16 protein-coding genes, 1 pseudogene and 1 riboswitch are annotated in these 21111 nt (G+C 74.3%); of the genes and pseudogenes, 6 read left to right on the top strand and 11 right to left on the bottom strand.

Annotated features, from left to right (window positions below; all coding sequences use genetic code 11):
* Positions 1 to 55 precede the first annotated feature (55 nt).
* Positions 56 to 1009 carry an SCO1860 family LAETG-anchored protein gene (locus tag ACFVS6_RS12145; RefSeq protein ID WP_389703048.1) on the top strand — a complete coding sequence of 318 codons (954 nt, stop codon included), beginning with the start codon at positions 56 to 58 and terminating at the stop codon, positions 1007 to 1009.
* A gap of 106 nt (positions 1010 to 1115) precedes the next feature.
* Here ACFVS6_RS12145 and ACFVS6_RS12140 read toward each other — a convergent pair whose 3' ends face one another.
* Positions 1116 to 2339 carry a CapA family protein gene (locus tag ACFVS6_RS12140; protein ID WP_389703046.1) on the bottom strand — a complete coding sequence of 408 codons (1224 nt, stop codon included), beginning with the start codon at positions 2337 to 2339 and terminating at the stop codon, positions 1116 to 1118.
* Positions 2340 to 3118: 779 nt separating this feature from the next.
* The gene (cobC, locus tag ACFVS6_RS12135) at positions 3119 to 4528 is read right to left on the bottom strand and encodes an Rv2231c family pyridoxal phosphate-dependent protein CobC (protein ID WP_389703248.1); all 1410 of its coding nucleotides are present in this window, start codon (positions 4526 to 4528) and stop codon (positions 3119 to 3121) included.
* Between the two features lie 172 nt (positions 4529 to 4700).
* Between cobC and ACFVS6_RS12130 the strand changes: the two are divergent.
* Positions 4701 to 5425: pseudogene (locus ACFVS6_RS12130) on the top strand (ZIP family metal transporter).
* A 13-nt stretch (positions 5426 to 5438) separates the two neighbouring features.
* On the opposite strand, the gene ACFVS6_RS12125 reads toward ACFVS6_RS12130, so the two are convergent.
* From ACFVS6_RS12125 to ACFVS6_RS12095, 7 genes are all read right to left on the bottom strand, one after another.
* A complete protein-coding gene (locus ACFVS6_RS12125) occupies positions 5439 to 6824 on the bottom strand; it encodes a cobyrinate a,c-diamide synthase (protein ID WP_389703045.1) in 1386 nt (461 codons plus the stop codon).
* Positions 6824 to 7423: a cob(I)yrinic acid a,c-diamide adenosyltransferase gene (cobO, locus tag ACFVS6_RS12120; protein WP_362878120.1), complete on the bottom strand. Its 600-nt coding sequence runs from the start codon at positions 7421 to 7423 to the stop codon at positions 6824 to 6826. Before cobO ends, ACFVS6_RS12125 begins: the two co-directional genes overlap by 1 nt.
* The gene (locus ACFVS6_RS12115; RefSeq protein ID WP_389703043.1) at positions 7423 to 9558 is read right to left on the bottom strand and encodes a putative cobaltochelatase; all 2136 of its coding nucleotides are present in this window, start codon (positions 9556 to 9558) and stop codon (positions 7423 to 7425) included. The genes cobO and ACFVS6_RS12115 overlap by 1 nt, the downstream gene beginning before the upstream one ends.
* A 154-nt stretch (positions 9559 to 9712) precedes the next feature.
* Positions 9713 to 11275, bottom strand: coding sequence for a cobyric acid synthase (locus tag ACFVS6_RS12110; protein ID WP_389703042.1), 1563 nt, complete (start codon positions 11273 to 11275; stop codon positions 9713 to 9715).
* Positions 11272 to 12234: a cobalamin biosynthesis protein gene (locus ACFVS6_RS12105; RefSeq protein WP_389703041.1), complete on the bottom strand. Its 963-nt coding sequence runs from the start codon at positions 12232 to 12234 to the stop codon at positions 11272 to 11274. The genes ACFVS6_RS12110 and ACFVS6_RS12105 overlap by 4 nt, the downstream gene beginning before the upstream one ends.
* Positions 12235 to 12269: 35 nt before the next feature.
* A riboswitch (cobalamin riboswitch) is annotated at positions 12270 to 12426 on the bottom strand.
* Between the two features lie 127 nt (positions 12427 to 12553).
* Positions 12554 to 12775: a hypothetical protein gene (locus ACFVS6_RS12100; RefSeq protein ID WP_389703040.1), complete on the bottom strand. Its 222-nt coding sequence runs from the start codon at positions 12773 to 12775 to the stop codon at positions 12554 to 12556.
* A gap of 28 nt (positions 12776 to 12803) precedes the next feature.
* Positions 12804 to 14075: an anion permease gene (locus ACFVS6_RS12095; protein WP_389703038.1), complete on the bottom strand. Its 1272-nt coding sequence runs from the start codon at positions 14073 to 14075 to the stop codon at positions 12804 to 12806.
* A gap of 386 nt (positions 14076 to 14461) precedes the next feature.
* Here ACFVS6_RS12095 and ACFVS6_RS12090 point away from each other — a divergent pair, with 386 nt between their 5' ends.
* Positions 14462 to 15592: an alpha/beta hydrolase family protein gene (locus ACFVS6_RS12090; RefSeq protein WP_389703037.1), complete on the top strand. Its 1131-nt coding sequence runs from the start codon at positions 14462 to 14464 to the stop codon at positions 15590 to 15592.
* A gap of 152 nt (positions 15593 to 15744) precedes the next feature.
* A complete protein-coding gene (locus tag ACFVS6_RS12085) occupies positions 15745 to 17175 on the top strand; it encodes a hypothetical protein (RefSeq protein ID WP_389703035.1) in 1431 nt (476 codons plus the stop codon).
* A 37-nt stretch (positions 17176 to 17212) separates the two neighbouring features.
* Here ACFVS6_RS12085 and ACFVS6_RS12080 read toward each other — a convergent pair whose 3' ends face one another.
* On the bottom strand, positions 17213 to 17608 hold the full coding sequence (locus ACFVS6_RS12080) for a VOC family protein (protein WP_389703033.1): 396 nt from the start codon (positions 17606 to 17608) through the stop codon (positions 17213 to 17215).
* A 76-nt stretch (positions 17609 to 17684) separates the two neighbouring features.
* A complete protein-coding gene (locus tag ACFVS6_RS12075; RefSeq protein ID WP_389703031.1) occupies positions 17685 to 18575 on the bottom strand; it encodes a neutral zinc metallopeptidase in 891 nt (296 codons plus the stop codon).
* A gap of 291 nt (positions 18576 to 18866) precedes the next feature.
* On the opposite strand from ACFVS6_RS12075, the gene ACFVS6_RS12070 reads away from it, so the two are divergent.
* Positions 18867 to 20465: an ABC-F family ATP-binding cassette domain-containing protein gene (locus ACFVS6_RS12070; protein ID WP_385580514.1), complete on the top strand. Its 1599-nt coding sequence runs from the start codon at positions 18867 to 18869 to the stop codon at positions 20463 to 20465.
* Positions 20466 to 20817: 352 nt separating this feature from the next.
* Positions 20818 to 21039, top strand: coding sequence for a helix-turn-helix domain-containing protein (locus tag ACFVS6_RS12065; RefSeq protein WP_007263382.1), 222 nt, complete (start codon positions 20818 to 20820; stop codon positions 21037 to 21039).
* The last annotated feature ends 72 nt before the right edge of the window (positions 21040 to 21111 follow it).

Below are 21111 nucleotides of genomic sequence, written 5' to 3'. Positions count from 1 at the left end.
CAATGTCCCCCATTGGCGGCGCGACGGCTCCCATCTCCCCGGGGGTTCCACCACCTTGAACAGCAACACCTTCCGCATGCCCGCGGTCGCCCTGCTCGCCGCGGGGGCGGTCGCCCTCCTCACCGCTCCGCCCGCCCTCGCCACGGGCGGCCCCGGCGGTGGCGGCGAGGGCGCCGAGGGCAGTTCCGGCGCGGTCGTCCTGCGGGCCGGACTGGACGTGAGCCTGCTCAACAAGACCGTGAACGTACCGCTGAAGACCTCGCTCAACGAGGTCAGCGCGCCCCGGACGGCTCAGCAGAGGGCCCTCACCGTCACCCTCGAAGGGGTCGAGCAGGGGCAGCCCATCAACATCCTCAAGGCGGACGTCGCCACGTCCGAGGCGACCGCGGACAAGAACCGGGCCGAGGCCGAGGCCAACCTCGCCAAGGCCCGCGTGCACGTCCCGGGGCTGCCCGCCCTCTCCCTCATCGAGGTCGAGAAGGTCACTTCCAAGGCCGTCTGCGAAGCCGGCAAGAAGCCCGTGGCCACCTCCAACGTCCTCGGCTCGGTGACCGCCCTGGGCAAGAAGATCACCCTGTCCGCCGCCGGACCCACCGTCGTGGACGTGCCCGGCGTCGGCTCGGTCACCCTCCAGCTGTCCGCGACGGAGACCACCTCCACCACGGCCGCCGCGACCGCGCTGAAACTGAAGGTGGCCGTGAACCCCGCCAAGTTGAACGTCGCCGAGGTCGACGGCGAGATCGTGCTCGCCGAGGCGCACTGCACCGCCCCGACGGGCCGGGCCCCGAGCGCCGAGCCCGCGGCGAAGCCGGAAGCCAAGCCGGCGGCCGTCGCCGAAGTCAAGCCGCAGACCACGACGGGCGGCAAGCCCGCCGCCCAGGCCAACCTCGCCGAGACGGGCGCCGGTTCGGTGACCCCGTACGTGGCGGGTGGCGCGCTGCTCCTGCTCGGCATCGGCGGGTGCGCGCTCGTCGTCACCCGGCGCGGCAAGGCCCCGCAGGGATCGTGACCCGGCGGGGCGGGGCTCCGCGCGCCGGACGAACCCGGTGCGACGGAGCCCCGCAGGGCCGCGGCGGCCCGGGGTTGCACGGCCCGTCGGGCGGGCGCCGACCGGCTCAGCGGGTGGCGTGCTCCAGGCCCTGGGCGGTGGCCCCGCGCGAGGTCACGGCCTCGGTCACCTGACGGTCGATGCGCCCGTACTCGGTGCGCTTCGCAGCCGGGAGGGCGGTGTCGGAGGTCGAACAGGAGGCGCAGACCACCCGGAACGGGGGCCCCATGTCCGAGTACTGCGTGAGGTACTCGGCCTTCACCACCTCCCAGCGGCCCGGATGCGCCGCCGAGGGGGAGAAGGTGAAGCGGGGGATCGAGGACTGGTTGCCGCGCAGCTTGTCGGCCGGTACGAAGCTGGCGACCTGGTCGCCCATGCCGAAGACCACCCAGGTGCCGTTGATCTTCTCGTAGGGCTGGGGCACGTGGTTGTGCGTGCCGATGATCAGATCGATGTCGGCGAGGCCGTCGGCCGAGCGCGAGGCGGTCAACGCCTGCGCCAGATCGCGTTGCTGCTGGTCGGGCGCGGTCTGCCACTCGGTGCCCCAGTGGATGCTGAGCACCACCACGTGCGCGCCGGCGGCCCGGGCCGCCCGGGCGTCGTCGATGATCCGCTGCCGGTCGATGAGGTTGACCGCCCAGGGCTTGCCCGCGGGGAGCGGGATTCCGTTGGTGCCGTACGTGTACGACAGCTGGGCGACCTTCGCGCCGCCCGCCGACAGCAGGGCCGGGGCCTTGGCCTCTTCGGCACTGCGGGCGGAACCGACGTGGGGGATCCCGACCCGGTCGAGGTGGTCGAGGGTGCGGACGAGACCGTCGTACCCGTCGTCCAGGGTGTGGTTCGAGGCGGTCGAGCAGCTGTCGTACCCGGCGTCCTTGAGCGCGTCGGCCAGCTGGTGGGGGGCCTTGAAGGTCGGGTACCCGGTGTAGGGGCCGCCGGGCCGCCCGTACGGTATCTCGTGGTGGCACACCGCCAGGTCGGCGGCGGACACCACCGGTTTGACGCCGGCGAGTATCTTCCGGAAGTCGTACTCGCCCGCCTTGCCCGCGTCGTCCGCCGACCGCTGGATGATCGACGGGTACGGGATGATGTCACCCGTCGCCACCAGCGTGAACGGCTTTCCGGGGCTGCCGCCGCTCGCCGCCGGGCCGGGTTCGGTCCCCCCTGGCCGGCCCTGGAGGCGCTGGTCCGTGGCACCGCTGTCCAGCAGACCCGGAACCGCGTACACGGCCGCACCGCCCGCCACGACCAGCCCCGCCAGAACCACGCCTATTCGTATGGAAGCCTTCACGGCCGCCGCCCCCTGTCGTCACGCGCCGCCGGCACACCTGCCGGGGCCGCCATCGTAGGCACGCCCCGCCCGCCCCGCCGCCGGGACCCTGCCGGAGGAGGACCGCACCCCGGGGCGCCTTGCCGCACCGCGGACCACCCCCGCCCCCGCAGCCGCGGCACGACCCCGCGGCGCCGCCGGAACCCTGCGCCCGGCGGACCGGGCACCGGGGACGTGGGTCCGCGCGCCGGCGATCGGGGCCGGAACGCCCCCGGCCCGTGGCCACACGCCTGCGACATTCCCGGCCCGCCGGGCGTAGTGTCCCGGCTTCCGGGGTCGGGTCCGCGATCCCGCGTCGCCACCGGGGTGACCCCGCGGGGCTGCCGGGGGCCGTACGCCCTGGGCCGGACACGGCGGACCGGGCACCGGGGACGTGGGGTCCGTACGCCGTCGATGGGGCCGGAACGCCCCGGGCCCGTGGCCATACGCCTGCGACGGTTCCGGCCCGCCGGCCGTCACTTCTCAGCTCCCGGGGCCGGGTCCGGGATCCCGCGTCGCCACCGGGGACGTGGGGTGCACGCCGTCGATCGGGCCGGCACGCCGCCGGGCCCGTGGTCACACGTCGGGCCCGCCGTCACTCACCGGGCACACCGCCCCACGCCGGGGCCGCCGCCGCACGCCGGTGACCGGTCCGGTTCGCCCGACGCCCGACGCCCGACCCCCGACGGCCGACGGCAGTCGCTCCTCGGCTTCCGGGTCGGGGCCGTGGCCGGTTCGGGGGCCGCGGGCGTCGCCCCCGATCACCGCCCGGCCAGGGCAAGGGCGTGGTCCAGGGCCTGGAGCAGTCGGCCCGTCGTCGCCCGGTCGCGGACGGCCAGTCGCAGCCAGGACCCGTCGAGGCCCGGGAAGGTGTCCCCGCGCCGGACGGCGAAGCCGAGCGCCCGCAGCCGGGTCCGTACCTCCATCGCCCCCTCCACCCGGATCAGGACGAACGGCCCCTCGGCCTCTCCCACCACGGTGACCTCGTCGAACTCCGCGAGCCCGGCCAGCAGGTGCGCCCGGTCCACGGCGATCCGCCCGGCGGCCGCCTCCGCCTCCGCCAGCGCGGACGGCTCCAGACAGGCCTCGGCCGCGACCAGCGCCGGGGTCGACACGGGCCACAGCGGCTGCGCCGCCGCCAGCTTCGCGATCACCTCCGGCTCCGCCAGGACATAACCGACGCGCAGCCCCGCCAGCCCCCACGTCTTGGTCAGGCTGCGCAGCACCACCAGGCCCGGCACGTCCAGCCGCCCGGCGAGGGCCTCCCGCTCGCCCGGGACGGCGTCCATGAACGCCTCGTCGACGACGAGGATCCGGCCCGGCCTGGCCAGCGCGGCCAGGGTCGCCGCCGGGTGCAGGACGGACGTCGGGTTGGTGGGGTTCCCGATCACCACCAGGTCCGCGTCCTCGGGCACCGCCTCCGGGTCCAGCCGGAAGCCGTCCGCGGCCCGCAGCAGCACGCGCTCCACCTGGTGTCCGGCGTCCCGCAGGGCCGCCTCCGGCTCGGTGAACTGCGGGTGCACCACCACGGGCCGCACCGCCTCCAGGGCGCGCGCGATCAGCACGAACGCCTCCGCGGCCCCCGCCGTCAGCAGCACCCGCTCGGTCGGCAGCCCGTGTCGCCGGGCGACGGCCGCGCGGGCCGCCCGACCGTCCGGGTAGGCGGCGAGGTCCCCGAGGCAGGCCGCGATCCGCTCCTTGAGCCACGCCGGCGGCGTGTCCGCCCGTACGTTGACCGCCAGGTCGACCAGCGCCCCGCCCGCGTCCAGGACCTCCGCGTCCCCGTGGTGGCGCAGGTCGTGCGGCTGGACGGTGGCCACGGCGCAGGTCGCCGCCACGGACCGGCGTTTGGGCACCAGGAGTTCCCCGCCGCCCGCCAGCGCCGCCGCCTCCGCGACGGAGCCGGTCCCCGCGGCCTCCAGCACCGCCCCCGACGGGTGCGGCACCGAGATCCGCGCGAGTTCCTCGGCGGGATGGCCCACCAACGGCACGCCGAAACGTTCCGCCGCACCCACGATGCCCGGCTCCGCCGTCTTGGCCTCCACGGTCGCCAGCGCCGCCACCGCCTCCACGGTGAGCCCGGCGCCCCGCAGGGTCTCCTCGATCAGCGCGCAGACCTCCGCCACCGAGACCCCCGCGCGTGCGCCGACCCCGACCACCAGCCGCGTCACGTAGTCACCCACCGGGATCCTCCCTCCCTCGTCACGGTCGCGGTCACCCGTCGGCCATCCGTCCGTACGTCGTTCGTTCCTCGCCGGTACCGCGTTCCCGCGTCAACACCGCGTAGTCCGCCACCCGCACACGGAAGTGCGCCCGCGCCCCGCAGTCGGTATTCAGGGGCACATGGCGGTGATCGTGGCGTTGGGCGCGTTCCTGATGACGCTGGCGGGTGGCTGGACGGCGCAACGCGTCACCGACCGCCGCCACCTCGTGCTGGGCCTGGCCGGAGGACTGATGCTCGGCGTCGTCGGCCTCGACCTGCTCCCCGAGGCGATGCACGCGGCGGGCAGCGAGGTCTTCGGCGTCCCCCTCGCGCTGCTGCTGTTCGTGGCCGGCTTCCTCGTCGGGCACGTCGTGGAGCGCCTGCTGGCCGTACGCCAGGCCGCGCACGGCGCCGAGGACGGCGCCCGGGTGCCCCAGGTCGGGCTCACGGCGGCCGCCGCGATGGTCGGCCACAGCCTCGCCGACGGGGTGGCGCTGGGCGCCGCGTTCCAGGTCGGCGGCGGCATGGGCGTCGCCGTCGCGCTGGCCGTCATCACCCATGACTTCGCCGACGGGTTCAACACGTACACGCTCACCCGGCTGTACGGGAACGCTCGCCGCAAGGCCGTGCTGATGCTGTTCGCGGACGCCGCCGCACCCGTCGTGGGCGCCGCGTCCACTTTGCTGTTCACCCTTCCGGAGGAACCTCTGGGCGCGTACCTCGGCTTCTTCGGCGGGGTCCTGCTGTACCTCGCGGCGGCCGAGATCCTGCCCGAGGCGCACCACGAACACCCCGCCCTGTCGACACGATGTGCACGGTGGGCGGGGTGGCGGGCATCTGGCTCGTCGTGGGCCTCGCGGAGTGAACTCACCTGCCGGTCACCGGTGCCGCGCCGCGGCTTCCGCGAAACGACGGGCGACGGACGGCCGGGCCGCCCAGTGGGTGTGCAGGTAGCTGGCGTGCACCCCGTCCCGGACGAAGCCCTCGACGCGGCGCTCCGGATGGGTGAACCCCCACGCCGGCGCGGAGCCCGCGCCCGGCTCGATCACCGTCCGGTGGAACTCGTGCCCGCGCAGCCGGGTACCGGCCGCCGCCAGGGCGCTGTCCGACACGGCGACCGCCTCGCGGTAGCCCAGCGTCAGCCGCTCCGACATCCGGGCGTCCGCGTCGAGGACCCCGCACATCGGCTTCCCGTCCAGGCTCCGGGCCAGGTAGAGCAGCCCCGCGCATTCGGCGGCCACCGGCCCGCCCGCCTCGGCGAACGCGGCGACCGCCTTGCGGAGCGGCTCGTTGGCCGACAGTTCCGGCGCGTACACCTCGGGGAACCCGCCCCCGATCACCAGGCCGGCCGTACCGTCCGGCAGCGCCTCGTCCCGCAGCGGATCGAAGGTGACCACGCGCGCGCCCGCCGCGGTGAGCAACTCCGCGTGCTCGGCGTACGAGAACGTGAACGCCGCCCCGCCGGCGACGGCCACCACGGGCCGCCCGTCGAGCGGACCGACGGCCGTGTCCCCGGCCTCCTCGGCCAGGGCGGCCCCGGGCGACCAGGGCTCGCACTCCAGGGCCGGCGCCGTCCGGGCCAGCGCCATCAGCGCCTCCAGGTCGCAGCCGGCGCGGACCTGTTCCGCCAGCGCCGCCACGGAGGCCAGGGCGTCCGTACGCCGCTCGGCGACCGGGACCAGCCCGAGGTGCCGGGACGGGGTCGCCACCTGGGGGGCGCGCCGCAGCACGCCGAGGACCGGCATCCCGGCCTCCTCCAACGCCTCCCGCAGCATGACCTCGTGCCGGTCGGAACCCACCTTGTTGAGGATCACCCCGCCGAGGCGGACCAACGGGTCGAAGGAGGCGAAGCCGTGGACCAGCGCCGCCACCGAACGCGACTGCGAGGAGGCGTCCACGACCAGCACCACCGGCGCCCGCAGCAGCTTCGCGACCTGCGCCGTCGAGGCCAGCTCGCCCCGCCCCGCGGCCCCGTCGTACAGCCCCATGACGCCCTCGACCACGGCCAGGTCGCAGCCGGCGGAACCGTGCGCGAACAGCGGCGCGACCAGCTCCGGCCCGCACATGAAGGCGTCGAGGTTGCGGCCCGGGCGGCCGGTGGCCAGCGCGTGGTAACCCGGGTCTATGTAGTCGGGCCCGGCCTTGTGCGGGGACACGGCCAGGCCGCGTTCCGCGAAGGCCGCCATCAGGCCCGTCGCCACGGTGGTCTTGCCGCTGCCGGACGACGGCGCGGCGATGACCAGCCGGGGCACGTTCACGGACATCACCACTCGATGCCCCTCTGGCCCTTCTGGCCGGTGTCCATCGGGTGCTTGACCTTGGTCATCTCGGTGACCAGGTCCGCGAACCCGACCAGCTTCTCCGGGGCGTTGCGGCCCGTGATGACCACGTGCTGGGTGCCCGGTCGGTTCCGCAGCACCTCGATGACCTCGTCGACGTCGATCCAGCCCCAGTGCATCGGGTACGCGAACTCGTCCAGCACGTACAGCTTGTGGGTCTCGGCGGCCAGATCGCGCTTGACCTGCTCCCAGCCCTCCTTGGCCGCCTGCTCGTTGTCGAGCTGGGCGTCGCGCTGGACCCAGGACCAGCCCTCGCCCATCTTGTGCCAGACGACGCTGCCGCCCTTGCCGGTCTCCCCGAGCGCCTTGAGCGCGTTCTCCTCGCCGACCTTCCACTTCGCCGACTTGACGAACTGGAACACCCCGATCGGCCAGCCCTGGTTCCAGGCGCGCAGCGCCAGGCCGAAGGCGGCCGTCGACTTGCCCTTGCCCGGGCCGGTGTGGACGAAGACGAGCGGACGGTTGCGGCGCTGCCGCGTCGTGAGCCCGTCGTCCGGAACGACGGACGGCTGTCCCTGAGGCATTACGCGACCCTCCTGTTGCTGCTGTGCCCGGCGGTGGACGCCACCGAGGTACGTACGTTCTTCACGAGCCCGGCCAGCGCGTCCGCCCGCAGCCCGTCGAGGGTGACGGCCGGACCGCCGAGGTCCGCGGCCAGCACCCCGGCCAGCCCCAGCCGGACCGGACCGGCCTCGCAGTCCACGACCACCGAGGTGACCCCCTCCGCACGCAGCAACAGGGCGGCGCGCTCGGACAGTTCGCGGGGCGTGCCCGGGGTCGAACCGCCGACGCCGCCCGCCGAGGTGGCCCGGCCGTCGGTGACGACGACCAGCAGCGGCCGGCGCGAGGGATCGCGCAGCCGCTCGATCCGCAGCACCTCACGGGCCTTCAGCAGCCCGGCGGCCAGCGGGGTGCGACCCCCGGTCGGCAGCCGTTCCAGCCGGGTCGCGGCGGCGTCCACGGACGAGGTCGGGGGCAGCGCCAGCTCGGCGGCCGCACCCCGGAAGGTGACCAGACCCACCTTGTCCCGGCGCTGGTAGGCGTCGAGCAGCAGCGACAGCACCGCGCCCTTGACCGCGCTCATCCGCTGCCGGGCGGCCATCGATCCGGAGGCGTCGACCACGAACAGCACGAGGTTGCCCTCGCGACCCTCCCGGGTCGCCTGCCGCAGGTCGTCCTTGCGGACCACCAGGCCCGTTCCGCTGCGCCCGCGCGCCCGCTGGTGCGGGGCCGCGGCCTGGACGGTCGCCGCCAGGTGCAGCTTCGTCAGCTGACCCCGGGGCCGCCGGGCGCCGGTGGTCCGGCCGTGCGCGGTACGGGCGCGCGAGCGCCGACCGGCCGCGCCGCCCTCGCCGAGACCGGGGACGCTGAGCATCCGGGTCCGGAACGGCTCGGAGGCCCGTACGGCGGCCTGCTCGGGCCCGTCGGCGCCGGCGTCGCCCTGCGCGGGCTGCGGCTCGGGACGGGGTTCCGACGGCTCGGACGGCTCGGCCTCCGGCGACCGGGCGTCATCGGAGCCCTCGGGAGCGGGCGGGGCCGGCCGGCCCCGACCCTCGTCGGGCGGGGGAGTGCCGCCGCCGTCGGGTCCGCCGTCGGGGCCGTCGTCGTCCGGGCCCTCGGGCTCCGGGTCCGGCTCGGGCTCGTCGTCGGGGAAGCGGTCCAGGATCTCGTCGAGCTTGTCCTCGTCCAGGCCGGGCGCGTCGAACGGGTTGCGGCGGCGCCGGTGGGGGAGCGCCAGCAGGGCCGCCTGCCGGACGTCCTCCTTGCGGACGTCCGTCCGCCCGGCCCAGGCCGCCAGGGCGGTCGCCGTGCGGGCCATCACGATGTCGGCGCGCATGCCGTCGACCTCGAAACCGGCGCAGGTCGCCGCGATCCGCAGCAGCGCCGTGTCGTCCAGCACCACCTTCGGGAGCAGGGTCCGCGCGGCCACCACCCGGGCCCGGACCTCGCGTTCGTCCCCGGCCCAGCGGCCGGCGAAGCCCGCGGGATCGTCCTCGTACGCGAGCCGGCGGCGCACCACCTCGACCCGCAGGGCGGGCTCGCGGGACGCGGCGACCTCCACGGTCAACCCGAACCGGTCCAGGAGCTGCGGCCGGAGCTCGCCCTCCTCGGGGTTCATGGTGCCGACGAGCAGGAAGCGGGCGTCGTGGCGCACGGAGACGCCCTCGCGCTCCACGTACGAGGCACCCATCGCGGCGGCGTCCAGCAGCACGTCCACGAGGTGGTCGTGCAGGAGGTTGACCTCGTCGACGTACAGGATCCCGCGGTGCGCGTCGGCGAGCAGACCCGGCTCGAAGGCCTTCACACCCTCGGAGAGGGCCCGCTCGATGTCGAGGGCGCCGACGAGACGGTCCTCCGAGGCGCCGACCGGAAGCTCCACCATCCGCGCGGGGCGGGCGCTGCCGGGGCCGGGCTCGTGGGGACCGTCGGGGCAGGCCGGGTCGGGCGAGGCGGGCGCGCACGAGAACCTGCAGCCGGGCACGACGTCCACCTGCGGCAGCAGCGCGGAGAGCGCGCGCACGGCGGTGGACTTGGCGGTCCCCTTCTCACCGCGCACCAGCACGCCGCCGACCGCCGGGCTGACGGCGTTCAGCAGGAGCGCCAGCCTCAGGTCGTCCTGCCCGACCACCGCCGTGAACGGGAAGTGGGTGCTGCTCATCCGCTGATCACTCCTTCGAGTGGACTGGGCCGGTCGCTCATCGGGCCGCGACGGCCTTCGGCCATGGGGTTCTTGTGTTCCCGGTGCGTCCGGGGCCGGTCCACCGCCGCGCTCGCCGCGTCCGAGGGGGCGGGCCCCGGGACGCGCGGCGCCGTCACGGCGCACCCGGCGGCAGGAACGGCAGCCCGTCCGGGACGCCCGATTCGACGAGCCGCAGCAGGCCGGCGGTGTCGGCGTGTTCCTCGATCAGGTCGCCCAGCAGATCGAGCTGTTCCTCGCGCAGCAGCCCGAACGAGGTGTCCGGGGCCGGCACGAACCGGCGGCCGGCGGCCGCGGCCACCTCCCGCAGGAACGCCCGCCGGAAGCCGTCCGACTCCAGCGAGCCGTGCCAATGGGTGCCCCACACGGCGCCGACGCGACAGCCGTCGAGGAACGGCTCCCCGCCCAGCACCTCGGCCACCCCGTGATGGATCTCGTAGCCCTCGACGGGCTCGCCCAGCGCCGAGCCGACCGGCCGCGCCAGGGTCTTCTCCCGGGCGAAGCGGACCCGCACGGGCAGCAGGCCGAGCCCGTCCACCGCGCCGGCCTTCGACTCGACCTCGTCCTCGATGTGCTCACCGAGCACCTGGAAGCCGCCGCAGATGCCGAGCACCGGGCGGCCCTCGGCGGCCCGCCGCGAAAGCGCGTCGGCGAGCCCCCGCTCCCGCAGCCAGGCCAGCGCCTTCACGGTGCCGCGCGTGCCCGGTACGACGACCAGGTCGGCGTCGGCCAGCTCCTCGGCCCGGTCCACGAACCGCACGACCACGCCGGGCTCGGCGGCTAGGGCGTCGACGTCGGTGAAGTTCGACATGAGCGGCACCGCGCACACCGCGACCCGCAGCACGTCCTCGCCGACCGGCGGGGCCACCACGGACTCCCGGACGGCGCCGCGCAGGGAGACCCGCAGCCCGTCCTCCTCGTCGATGCCCAGCCCGTGCTGGAAGGGCAGCACCCCGTACGTCGCCCTGCCGGTGAGCCCGCGCAGCATCTCCAGGCCGGGCTCCAGGAGGGAGACGTCGCCCCGGAACTTGTTGACCAGGTATCCGGCGATCAGCGACTGGTCCTCGGGGGACAGCAGGGCGGTGGTCCCGAAGAAGGACGCGAAGACGCCGCCCCGGTCGATGTCCCCGACCACGACGACGGGGAACCGCGCGGCCCGCGCGATGCCCATGTTCACGATGTCGGTCCGGCGCAGGTTGATCTCGGCCGGACTGCCCGCCCCCTCGCAGATCACGGCGTCATACGTGCCCCGCAGCTGCTCCAGGCAGTCCGTGACGACGCCGAGGAGCTGCTCGCGGTGCCCACCGGGCGCGGCCGACCCGGGGATCCGGTCGGGGCCCGCCGTGCCGAAGAAGCCGCGCGCGCTCATCTCGCCCACCGGCTTGCCCAGCAGCACGACCTGACTGCTGCGGTCGCTGCCCGGCTTGAGCAGGACCGGGTTCATCAGGGCCGTCGGTTCCACCCGGGCCGCCTGGGCCTGCATGGCCTGGGCCCGGCCGATCTCGGCGCCCTCCCGGGTCACGAACGAGTTCAGCGACATGTTCTGCGCCTTGAAGGGGGCCACCTTCACCCCCCGGCGGGCCAGCCACCGGCAGATGCCCGCCGTGACCACGCTCTTGCCCGCGTCCGACGTGGTGCCGGCGACCAGCATCCCGCCGCCGCGCCCGGTGCCGCTCATGCGCGCCGTCCCTTCGAAGTGGTACGGGAGACCAGCAGCCGGACCGCGACGCAGGCGCCCAGCGCCAGCCAGGTGACCTGCCGCGACAGGCGTACGGCCCGCTCGATGTCGGCGACCTCCACGGGCCGCCCGGTTCCCCCGTTGAGCACGGCACGGTGCTCGGTCCGGCCGCCGTAGGACAGGGTGCCGCCGAGCCGGACCCCGAGCGCCCCCGCGAAGGAGGCCTCCACCGGTCCGGCGTTGGGGCTGGGGTGGGCGGCCGCGTCGGCGCGCCAGGCGCGTACGGCTCCCCGCCGGTCGGGACCGGCCACGACGGCGGCCAGCGCGGTGAGGCGCGCTCCGGGCCAGCCGGCCAGGTCGTCGAGGCGGGCGGAGGCCCAGCCGTAGCGCAGGTGACGGGGTGACTTGTGGCCCACCATGGCGTCCAGGGTGTTCACGGCGCGGAAGGCCAGCAGGCCGGGCACCCCGGCGACGGCCCCCCACACCAGCGCCCCGACGACCGCGTCGGAGGTGTTCTCGGCGACGGACTCCACGACGGCCCGGGCCATCTGCTGCCCGTCCAGGGACTGCGGGTCGCGCCCGCACAGGTGGGGCAGCCGTTCGCGGGCGACCTCGGTGTCGCCGACGGCGAGGGCCCCGCCGATGGCGCGGGCCTCCCGGCCCAGCGAGGTGCCCCCGACGACGGCCCAGGTGGCGGCGGCGGTCAGGGCCACGCGGGCGGCGGCGGGGCGGGAGCGCACGGCGCGGGCGGCCAGGACGCCGACGGCGGTCGCGCCCCCGGCGCACACCAGGGTGTGGAGGACGCCGCGGGCGCGGTCGTCGCGCCACAGGGCGCGTTCGACGGCGGCGGCGGCTCTCCCGAAGGCGGCCACGGGGTGCCCGCGGCGCGGATCCCCGAGGATCCGGTCGCCGATCAGGCCCGCCGCGGCGCCGTACGCGAAGACGCGATCGGCACGCATGGTGGCAGCTATGTCCTCACTCAGGGTCCGCGCCCTGGTTCGACGTGTCCGGCGGCGAGAGTTCCTGGCTCCCGGGGCGCGCACCGTGTGCGCCGCCCCGGTGACAGTGGCGGGACCGCGCCGGATTCGCACCGGACTTCCTCTTCCATGCCGCCGTATTGGCTCGCGCAGTCCACCACGCACCGAGAACGCCCGTCAACTTGCCGTTGACCTGCGGCGGGTGCGCGGCGGGGTGCCGGGCGAGGTGCCGGCGGGTAGTGCGCCGGGGCATGCGAAAGCTCCCCCCGGGAGACCCGGAGGGAGCTTCGGACGCACCGTCTCAGCTGACGATCAGGTAGATCCCGTACGACACGGCCGCCGTGCAGAGCGCGAAGCAGACGTACGCGCCGCTGCGGGCCATGACAGCCGCGCCGCCGCGTTCGGTGGCTGCCTCGTGCTTGGACAGGCCCACCAGGCCCAGGGTGAAGAGGGCCACGAGGGCGACCGTGGCGGTGAGGCTGACTCCGAAGACGGAGCCGAGTGATGCCCAGTCGATCTTCATACCGCTGAATCCTCTGTCGTTCTCGGGGTCAGACCGCTGCGGCCGGAGCCGCGGGGGTCGCGGTCGAGGCCGGGATGGTGGCCTTGAGGTCCTCGTCGGTCACGGCGGCGGTGGTACCGGCCGCGGCGGTGGTCGGCGGGACGGTGACGGCGGCCATGGCCGTGGTGACGACACCGGGCTCGTCCGTCGCGCCGGGGGTCTCCAGCTCGTTGACGTTGTTGTGGTCGACGACCTGACGGCGGGAGATCAGCCAGATGGCGAAGCAGGAACCGACCAGGAAGACCGTGACCGCGGCGATGCCGATGTCACCGGTGCGCATGACGAGCTCGGCGATGGAGGCGACGAGCGCGGCGGCCGGCAGGGTCAGGCCCCAGGCGATGAACATGCGGGTGGCGGTGGACCAGCGGACCACACCGCCCTTGCGTCCCAGGCCGGCACCCATGACGGCGCCGGAGCACGCGTGGGTGGTGGAGAGGGAGAAGCCGAGGGTGGAGGAGGCCAGGATGACGCTCGCGGCCGAGGTCTGGGCGGCGAAGCCCTGCTGCGGCTGGAGGTCGGTGAGGCCCTTGCCCATGGTGCGGATGATGCGCCAGCCGCCCAGGTAGGTGCCCATCGCGATGGCCAGACCGGCGGAGACGATGACCCAGACCGGCGGGTTGGCGCCGGCGGGGAGGGCGTTCCCGGCGATCAGCGCCAGGGTGATGATGCCCATCGTCTTCTGCGCGTCGTTGGTGCCGTGCGCGAGGGAGACGAGACCGGCCGAGGCGATCTGACCGGCGCGGTACCCCTTGGCGGAGGTCTTCTCGCCGACCTGGTTGCCCAGCTTGTACGTCAGCTTCGCGGCCAGCATGGCGGCCACACCGGCGACGAGCGGGGCGGCGATCGCGGGGATCAGCACCTTCGTCACGACGACGCTGCCGTTGACCGCGTCGAGACCCGCGGAGGCGACCGCGGCACCGATGAGGCCACCCATGAGGGCGTGGGAGGAGCTGGAGGGCAGTCCGACCAGCCAGGTGACGAGGTTCCAGAGGATCGCGCCGACCAGGGCCGCGAAGATCACCTCCGGCTGAATGCCTTCCTCGTTGACCAGGCCCTTGGAGATCGTCTTGGCGACCTCCACGGACATGAAAGCGCCGACGAGGTTCAGCACGGCGGACATGGCGACCGCGGTCTTGGGCTTGAGGGCGCCGGTCGAGATGGTGGTGGCCATCGCGTTGGCCGTGTCGTGGAAACCGTTCGTGAAGTCGAACACGAGAGCGGTGATGATCACGATCCCGAGGAGAAGCGTTATGTGCTCCATTTACCCAGGCTTCTGTTTGACGTCATTGGCTCGGCGACCGTAGGCAACGTGGATGAACGGAAGGTGAACTGGGGCGGGCGGAGTGGTGTCTCGGTGTGCCGTGTGATCGGGACCTATCTCCCGGTTCCACCGCGAATATAGCGATTCGTGCACGTCAGAGCGGGGCGAACACGCCCCTTCCGGGAGGACTTCCGGCCCGGGGCGACCCGCCCGCGACGGCACGGAAGAGACCCAGATCACGCGCGGGGGCCCTCGGCGGGCTCCGGCCGGCCCCGCCGCGGCCGTCACCCCGAGCGGCCGTCGGCCGGGTTCCGGTTCCGCCGGACGGCGGCGCGGGGCGATCGGCTCCGGTGGCCCGACCGCCGGCCCGCCCCGACACTGGAGCCGTGCGTACCGCCACAGCGACGGCAGCGGCCGTCACAACGACCCTGATCGGTGCCGGAGCAGCCGCGGTCGCGGCCGGCCGGTACGCCGCCGACGCCGCCCTGCGGCCCGAACCCGGACGCCCGCTGCCCGGCGGGCCCCGGCTGAGCGTCCACTCCGCCGGTGCGGGCCGGGTGACGCTCACCCGTTCGCTCGCCTCACTGCTGCCCGGCACCTGGGGCCTGTCCGCGCCCGGCGTGCACGCCGCGGTCGGACCCGTCCTGCCCGACGTCCCGCACGACCCGGACGCCGTCGTGCGCAGCCTCCTCGCCGTCACCCACGGCAGCCTCGAACCGCGGGCCCGGGTCACGCTCACCCCCCAGGTGCACCTGGGCAACCCGCGCACCGCGCTCGGCCTCGACCACGCCGACGTGGACGTCCCCGGCGAGCTCGGCGCGCTGCCCGCGTGGTTCGTGCCGGCCGCCCGTGACACCTGGGTCATCACCGTCCACGGGCTCGGCGCCGGCCGGGAGCACCCGATGGTGGTCATGCCCTTCCTGCACCGCCACCACCTCCCCGTCCTCGACCTCGCCTACCGCGGCGACCTCGGCGCCCCCGCCTCCCCGGACGGCCTCGGCCACCTCGGCGAGTCGGAGTGGCGGGACCTGGACGCCGCCATCCGCTACGCCCTGCGCTACGGAGCCCGGCGGGTGGTCCTGCACGGCTGGTCCACCGGCGCCACCATGGCCCTGCACGCGGCCGAACGCTCCGCGTTGGCCGACCGGATCTCCGGACTGGTGCTGGACTCGCCCGTCATGGACTGGCAGGCCACCCTGCGCGCCCTCGCCGCCGCCCGCCGCACCCCGGCCCCCCTGATCCCGCTCGCGGTACGGGCCGCCGAGGGCCGGGCCGGACTGCGCGCCGACCGCCGCCCCCCGGGCGCGGACCCGGCGGCCCTGCGCGTACCGGTGCTGATCCTGCACGGGCCCGACGACACGCTCGCCCCCTGGGAGCCCTCCCGACGGCTGGCCGCCGCCCGTCCCGACCTGGTCACCCTGCACACCGTGCGGGGCGCCCCGCACGGGGCGATGTGGAACGTCGACCCGGCCGGGTACGAGGAGGCGCTGCGCCGCTTCCTCACCCCCCTCATGTGACGCGCCGTCGGGCGCGCCGCGCGGCGCCGGGGTGAAGGGCTCGTGCCGGACGGGACGTAGGGGGCGGATTGTCCCGGTTCATCCATCCGGTGACCTGTGGAAACGGCTGGTTCCGTTTGGGCTTTCGGCCAGTGACGGGCGAGACTGCATCCGTGACGTCCCGAAAGCCTGATGAGCAGTTGGCTCGCGACTCCAGACTCCGACTCGTCTCCCCGCGCTCCGTCGCCACGGCGCGCAAGGCGGTGACCGACCGGCGAACCCGGCCGGCCCCCCGGCCGCCGGCGGGCACCCCCGCCACGGCAGACCTGGCGAACCGGGCCCGCGCCTCCCTCGCCGACGCGGTACGGCTGGCCCGCTGGGCCGAGCTGAACCTCGGGGCGGGCGATGGCGGGCGCCCCGCGACGGCGGGCGCGCTGCCCGCCTCCGACGTGGAACGGGCCGCCGCGGAACTACGTCTGACGCACGGTCAGATCCGGGTCGGCTGGGACCGCGCCCGGCTCTCCGGCCTCGTCGAGGTGCACGGCGGCCACGCCCGGCCCGGCTGGCGCCTGCGCGCCTGGGACCGCGACGACACCGCCGTCCTGCGCGGCTGGGTGGCCCTCTTCGACGCCTGGTCCCTCGTCCACCCCGCCCCCGCCGACATCGCCCCCGGGGCCGTCGCCGAGGTCGTCGAGGCGATGCCCCAGCTGCTCTCCCTCCTCCAGCTGTCGGCCGGTCCCGTGACCGTCCCCGACCTGCTGGACCTCCTCGGTCAGCGCGTCACCGAACTGCGCGACGAACGCTGCGAGGTCCCGTACGCGGGGGAGCCGGCCGGATCCCGGGACCCGGCCGGCGAGGCCGCGCCCGCCGAATCGCGGCCCCTTCCCCTCGCCCGGCTGCTGCGCTGGGCGCTCGGGGGCCTCGCCGCCGTCGACGCCGTCACCCTGGGCCCCGCGCGGGCCACCCTCACCCCGCTCGGCAGCTGGGCCGTCTGGGTCAAGCTGGAGCAGATCTGCGTCGCCGCGCAGAGCCCGGCCGGAAACATCGAGCAGTCCGCCGCCGCCATGCTCCACGGCTGCGCCCGGCTGACCCCGGGACCGGCCCGCGCCGAGTACCAGGCCTGGCTCGCCGCCCGGCCCGTCGGGCACGCCGTCAGCGAGCTGCTGCACGCCGCCCGAGGTGAGGACGCCCTCCTGCGCGGCCTGGCCTTCGAGGCGCTGCGCGTGGTCGGCGCCCCCGCCGAGCGCGAGGTCCGCGCCGCCGTGCGCGAACCCGCCCTGCGCCCCTACGCCCTGCTGTGGCTCGCCGAGCACGACGGGGTCGACCCCGACGAGGCCCAGGAGGTCCTCACCGCCGAGGAGTCGACCTGGCTCTGGGTGGACACGGCCGCCGCCATCGCCGACCACGGCGAGGCCGACCTGCTGGCGCGCCACCTCGACTCGGCCGTCCGCACGACCGTCCCCCGACTGCTCGACGAGGTCCGCGCGGTGGGGCACCCCCGCACCGTGCAGGTCCTGGTGGCACTGGCCGCCGCCCACCCCGACCCGGCCCTGGCCAAGGCCGTCCGCCGGGCGGCCTTCCAGGTCCACACCGGCGGGGCGTAGCCGGGGCGGACCCGAACGGACGGGTGCGCGCCGCGGGTCAGACCTGCGGCGCGTACGTGCCGAAGCTCCAGACGTTGCCCTCGCCGTCGCGCGCCATGTAGTCCCGCGATCCGTAGTCCTGGTCGGTCGGCTCCATGACGATCTCCACCCCGTGCTCGGCCGCCCGGCGGTGGTGCGCGTCCACGTCGTCCACGACGACGTAGACCCCGGCCGGGCCGGCGCCCTCCATGGCCTTGTCGAAGGCGCCGCCGGTGCCCTTGCTGCCGAGCATCACCGCGCCGTTCCCGTACGACAGCTCGGCGTGCACCACGGCGCCGCCGTCACCCTCGTAGACCGAGACCTGGGTGAAGCCGAACGCCTCCGTCAGCTGCTGGATCGCCGCCTTCGCGTCGCGGTAGAGCAGGGTCGGGACGATGGACGGAACGCCTGCCATGACGATCACTTCCTCTCGTGGACGTGCTGGTGCGTCGATGTGACCCGCACCACAGCATGGCAGGCGTCGTCGGCGGTCAGCGGAAGGTGTTGCACTGGGCCATGTCGCCCGTCCGGTAGCCCTGGTAGAACCACTGCCGGCGCTGCTCGGCCGAGCCGTGGGTCCAGGACTCGGGGGTCACGCGGCCCTGGAACTTCTCCTGGATCCGGTCGTCGCCGACCGCCGCCGCCGCGTCCAGCCCGTCCTGGATGTCCTGGTCGGTCAGGCTGGTGATCAGCGGCCGTCCCGTGGACTCGTCCGGGGTCCTCGTCGCGTTGTGCGCCCAGACCCCCGCGTAGCAGTCGGCCTGGAGCTCGACCTTGACGGCGTTGCTGTTCGCGCCCTGCTGCCCGTCCTGGGCCCGCTGGAGGGTGCCGGTCAGGTTCTGGATGTGGTGCCCGTACTCGTGGGCGACCACGTACGCCTGGGCGAAGGGGCCGCCGCTCGCCCCGAACTTCGTCCGCAGGTCGTCGAAGAAGCCCAGGTCGAGGTAGACCTTGCGGTCGGCGGGGCAGTAGAAGGGCCCGACCGCCGAGGTGGCCGCCCCGCAGGCGGTACCCACCCGACCGGTGAAGAACACCGTCTGCGCCGGGCTGTACTGGCCGCCGCGCCGCTGGAACTCCTGCCGCCAGAAGTCCTGTGTGCTGTTCACCACGGCGACCAGCCGGCAGTCCTCGCGCGTGTTGGCGTCCTGCCCGGTCCGGCAGCTCTGTTGCACCTGGTTGACGGACGAGGAGGACGGCGCCGGCTCCTCGTTGCCCGACGACAGCCCGAGCTGCTCCGGCCCCACGCCGAACAGCAACCCCATGATCAGGGCGATGATGCCGACGAGTCCGCCGCCGATCGTGGCCCTCCCGCCGGGGATGCGGCTGCCGCGCACGTCGTTCACCTCGGACGTGTCCAGATTGGCGTTGTCGTCGAACTGCATCCCGCACCGCCTCTGTGTTCGTGCAGCCAAGGGGCCACGCATCCGCCCCTGCGGCGAGTATCAACCCGTTCATCCTGGTACGCGCCCCGGCACGCCCGCCCGGCCCGTGGGCCGAACGGGGGACGGCGCGGCGCGGCGGGGGAGCGGGCCCGCGGCGCCGGGCGCCCCGAAAAGTAGTTGCGCACCCCCGGTAGAATGGTCCGCATGGCAAATCTCCTTGCGGATTAGCGGCGTCGAAGCATCGCGCGTCCTGCCCCCCTTCCGCCGTCCCCACCGCCCTGGAGTATTTCCGTGATCACCGCAACCGGCATCGAGCTGCGTGCCGGCGCCCGCATCCTCATCGAGTCCGCTTCCTTCCGCGTCGCCAAGGGCGACCGCATCGGCCTCGTCGGCCGCAACGGAGCGGGCAAGACCACCCTCACCAAGTGCCTCGCGGGCGAGGGCCAGCCCGCCGCCGGCGCCATCGCCCGCTCCGGTGAGGTCGGCTACCTGCCACAGGACCCGCGCACCGGCGACCTCGACGTGCTGGCCCGCGACCGGATCCTCTCCGCGCGCGGACTCGACGTGCTGATCAAGAAGATGCGCGCCAACGAGGAGCGCATCGCCTCCGGCTCCGGGGGCACCCGCGACAAGGCGATGAAGCAGTACGAGCGCCAGGAGACCGAGTTCCTGACCAAGGGCGGCTACGCGGCCGAGGCGGAGGCCGCCACCATCTCCGCCGCCCTCGGTCTGCCCGACCGGGTCCTCGGCCAGCCGCTGCACACCCTCTCCGGTGGTCAGCGCCGCCGCGTCGAGCTCGCCCGGATCCTCTTCTCGGACGCCGACACCCTGCTCCTCGACGAGCCGACCAACCACCTCGACGCCGACTCGATCGTCTGGCTGCGCGACTACCTGAAGAACTACCGCGGCGGCTTCATCGTGATCTCCCACGACGTCGACCTCGTCGAGACCGTCGTCAACAAGGTCTTCTACCTGGACGCCAACCGCGCCCAGATCGACGTCTACAACATGGGCTGGAAGCTCTACCAGCAGCAGCGCGAGGCCGACGAGAAGCGCCGCAAGCGCGAGCGCCAGAACGCCGAGAAGAAGGCCGCGGCCCTGAACTCGCAGGCCGACAAGATGCGCGCCAAGGCGACCAAGACGGTCGCCGCGCAGAACATGGCCAAGCGCGCCGACCGGCTGCTGGCCGGCCTGGACGCCGTCCGCGTCTCGGACAAGGTCGCCAAGCTGCGCTTCCCGGACCCGGCGCCCTGCGGCAAGACCCCGCTGACGGCCGAGGGCCTGTCGAAGTCCTACGGCTCGTTGGAGATCTTCACCGACGTCGACCTGGCCATCGACAAGGGTTCGCGCGTGGTCATCCTCGGCCTCAACGGCGCCGGCAAGACCACGCTGCTGCGCCTGCTGTCGGGCACGGAGAAGCCGGACACCGGCACCGTCGTGCCCGGTCACGGCCTCAAGCTCGGCTACTACGCGCAGGAGCACGAGACGCTCGACCCCGAGCGCACCGTGCTGGAGAACATGCGCTCCTCCGCGCCCGACCTGGACCTGGTCGCGGTGCGCAAGACGCTCGGCTCCTTCCTGTTCTCCGGCGACGACGTGGACAAGCCGGCGGGCGTGCTCTCCGGCGGCGAGAAGACCCGACTGGCCCTGGCGACCCTGGTCGTCTCCTCGGCGAACGTCCTGCTCCTCGACGAGCCCACGAACAACCTCGACCCGGCCAGCCGCGAGGAGATCCTGGGCGCGCTGCGGACCTACAAGGGCGCCGTCATCCTCGTCACCCACGACGAGGGCGCGGTGGAGGCCCTGGAGCCGGAGCGCATCATCCTGCTCCCCGACGGGGTCGAGGACCTCTGGGGTCCGGACTACCGGGACCTGGTGGCCCTCGCCTGACCGGCGCCGAAGGGTTGATCCAGTTCCTTATGGATCATTCGGCTCAGGCGTGATCCATCATCTGAGTGAGACGGTCTCGTACCGTTGCGTGCTGTACGACGACCCCGGCCGCATCCCCGAGGATGCGCGACCGGGGTCTTCCGTTTTCCTCCTTCGGCCCCTGACCTGGTGATTCCTTCGGGCGACGGGGGAGTGTGACGGAGGTCATGCGGCGGAAGAGAAGATTCCGTTCTGCTCGGGTGTCCACCCTTCGGGAAATGCCGTCGTACGGACCTTGCTGAATGGGTGGCCAGGAAGCCGGAGAGGGGTGATCATGAGAAGTCCAGAGCGCACTTCCCATGAGGAGGCACGGGTGGCCGAGACTCTGAAGAAGGGCAGCCGGGTAACCGGCGCCGCGCGCGACAAGCTCGCGGCAGACCTGAAGAAGAAGTACGACTCCGGTGCGAGTATCCGGGCGCTGGCCGAAGAGACCGGCCGGTCCTACGGATTCGTCCACCGGATGCTCAGCGAGTCCGGAGTCACGCTGCGAGGTCGCGGTGGCGCGACACGTGGCAAGAAGGCGGCTGCGGCCTGACCCCGTGCCGGGAGGCCCGGGGTGGTGCCGGAGAAGCTCGACGGCTCCATGCTTGATGGGTTGAAGATTCTG

It is taken from the genome of Streptomyces sp. NPDC057939, from assembly GCF_042887545.1.
Classification (GTDB): Bacteria; Actinomycetota; Actinomycetes; order Streptomycetales; family Streptomycetaceae; genus Streptomyces.
The sequence above is the reverse complement of the archived record's forward strand: the minus strand, read 5'-3'. Positions and strand labels throughout refer to the sequence as shown.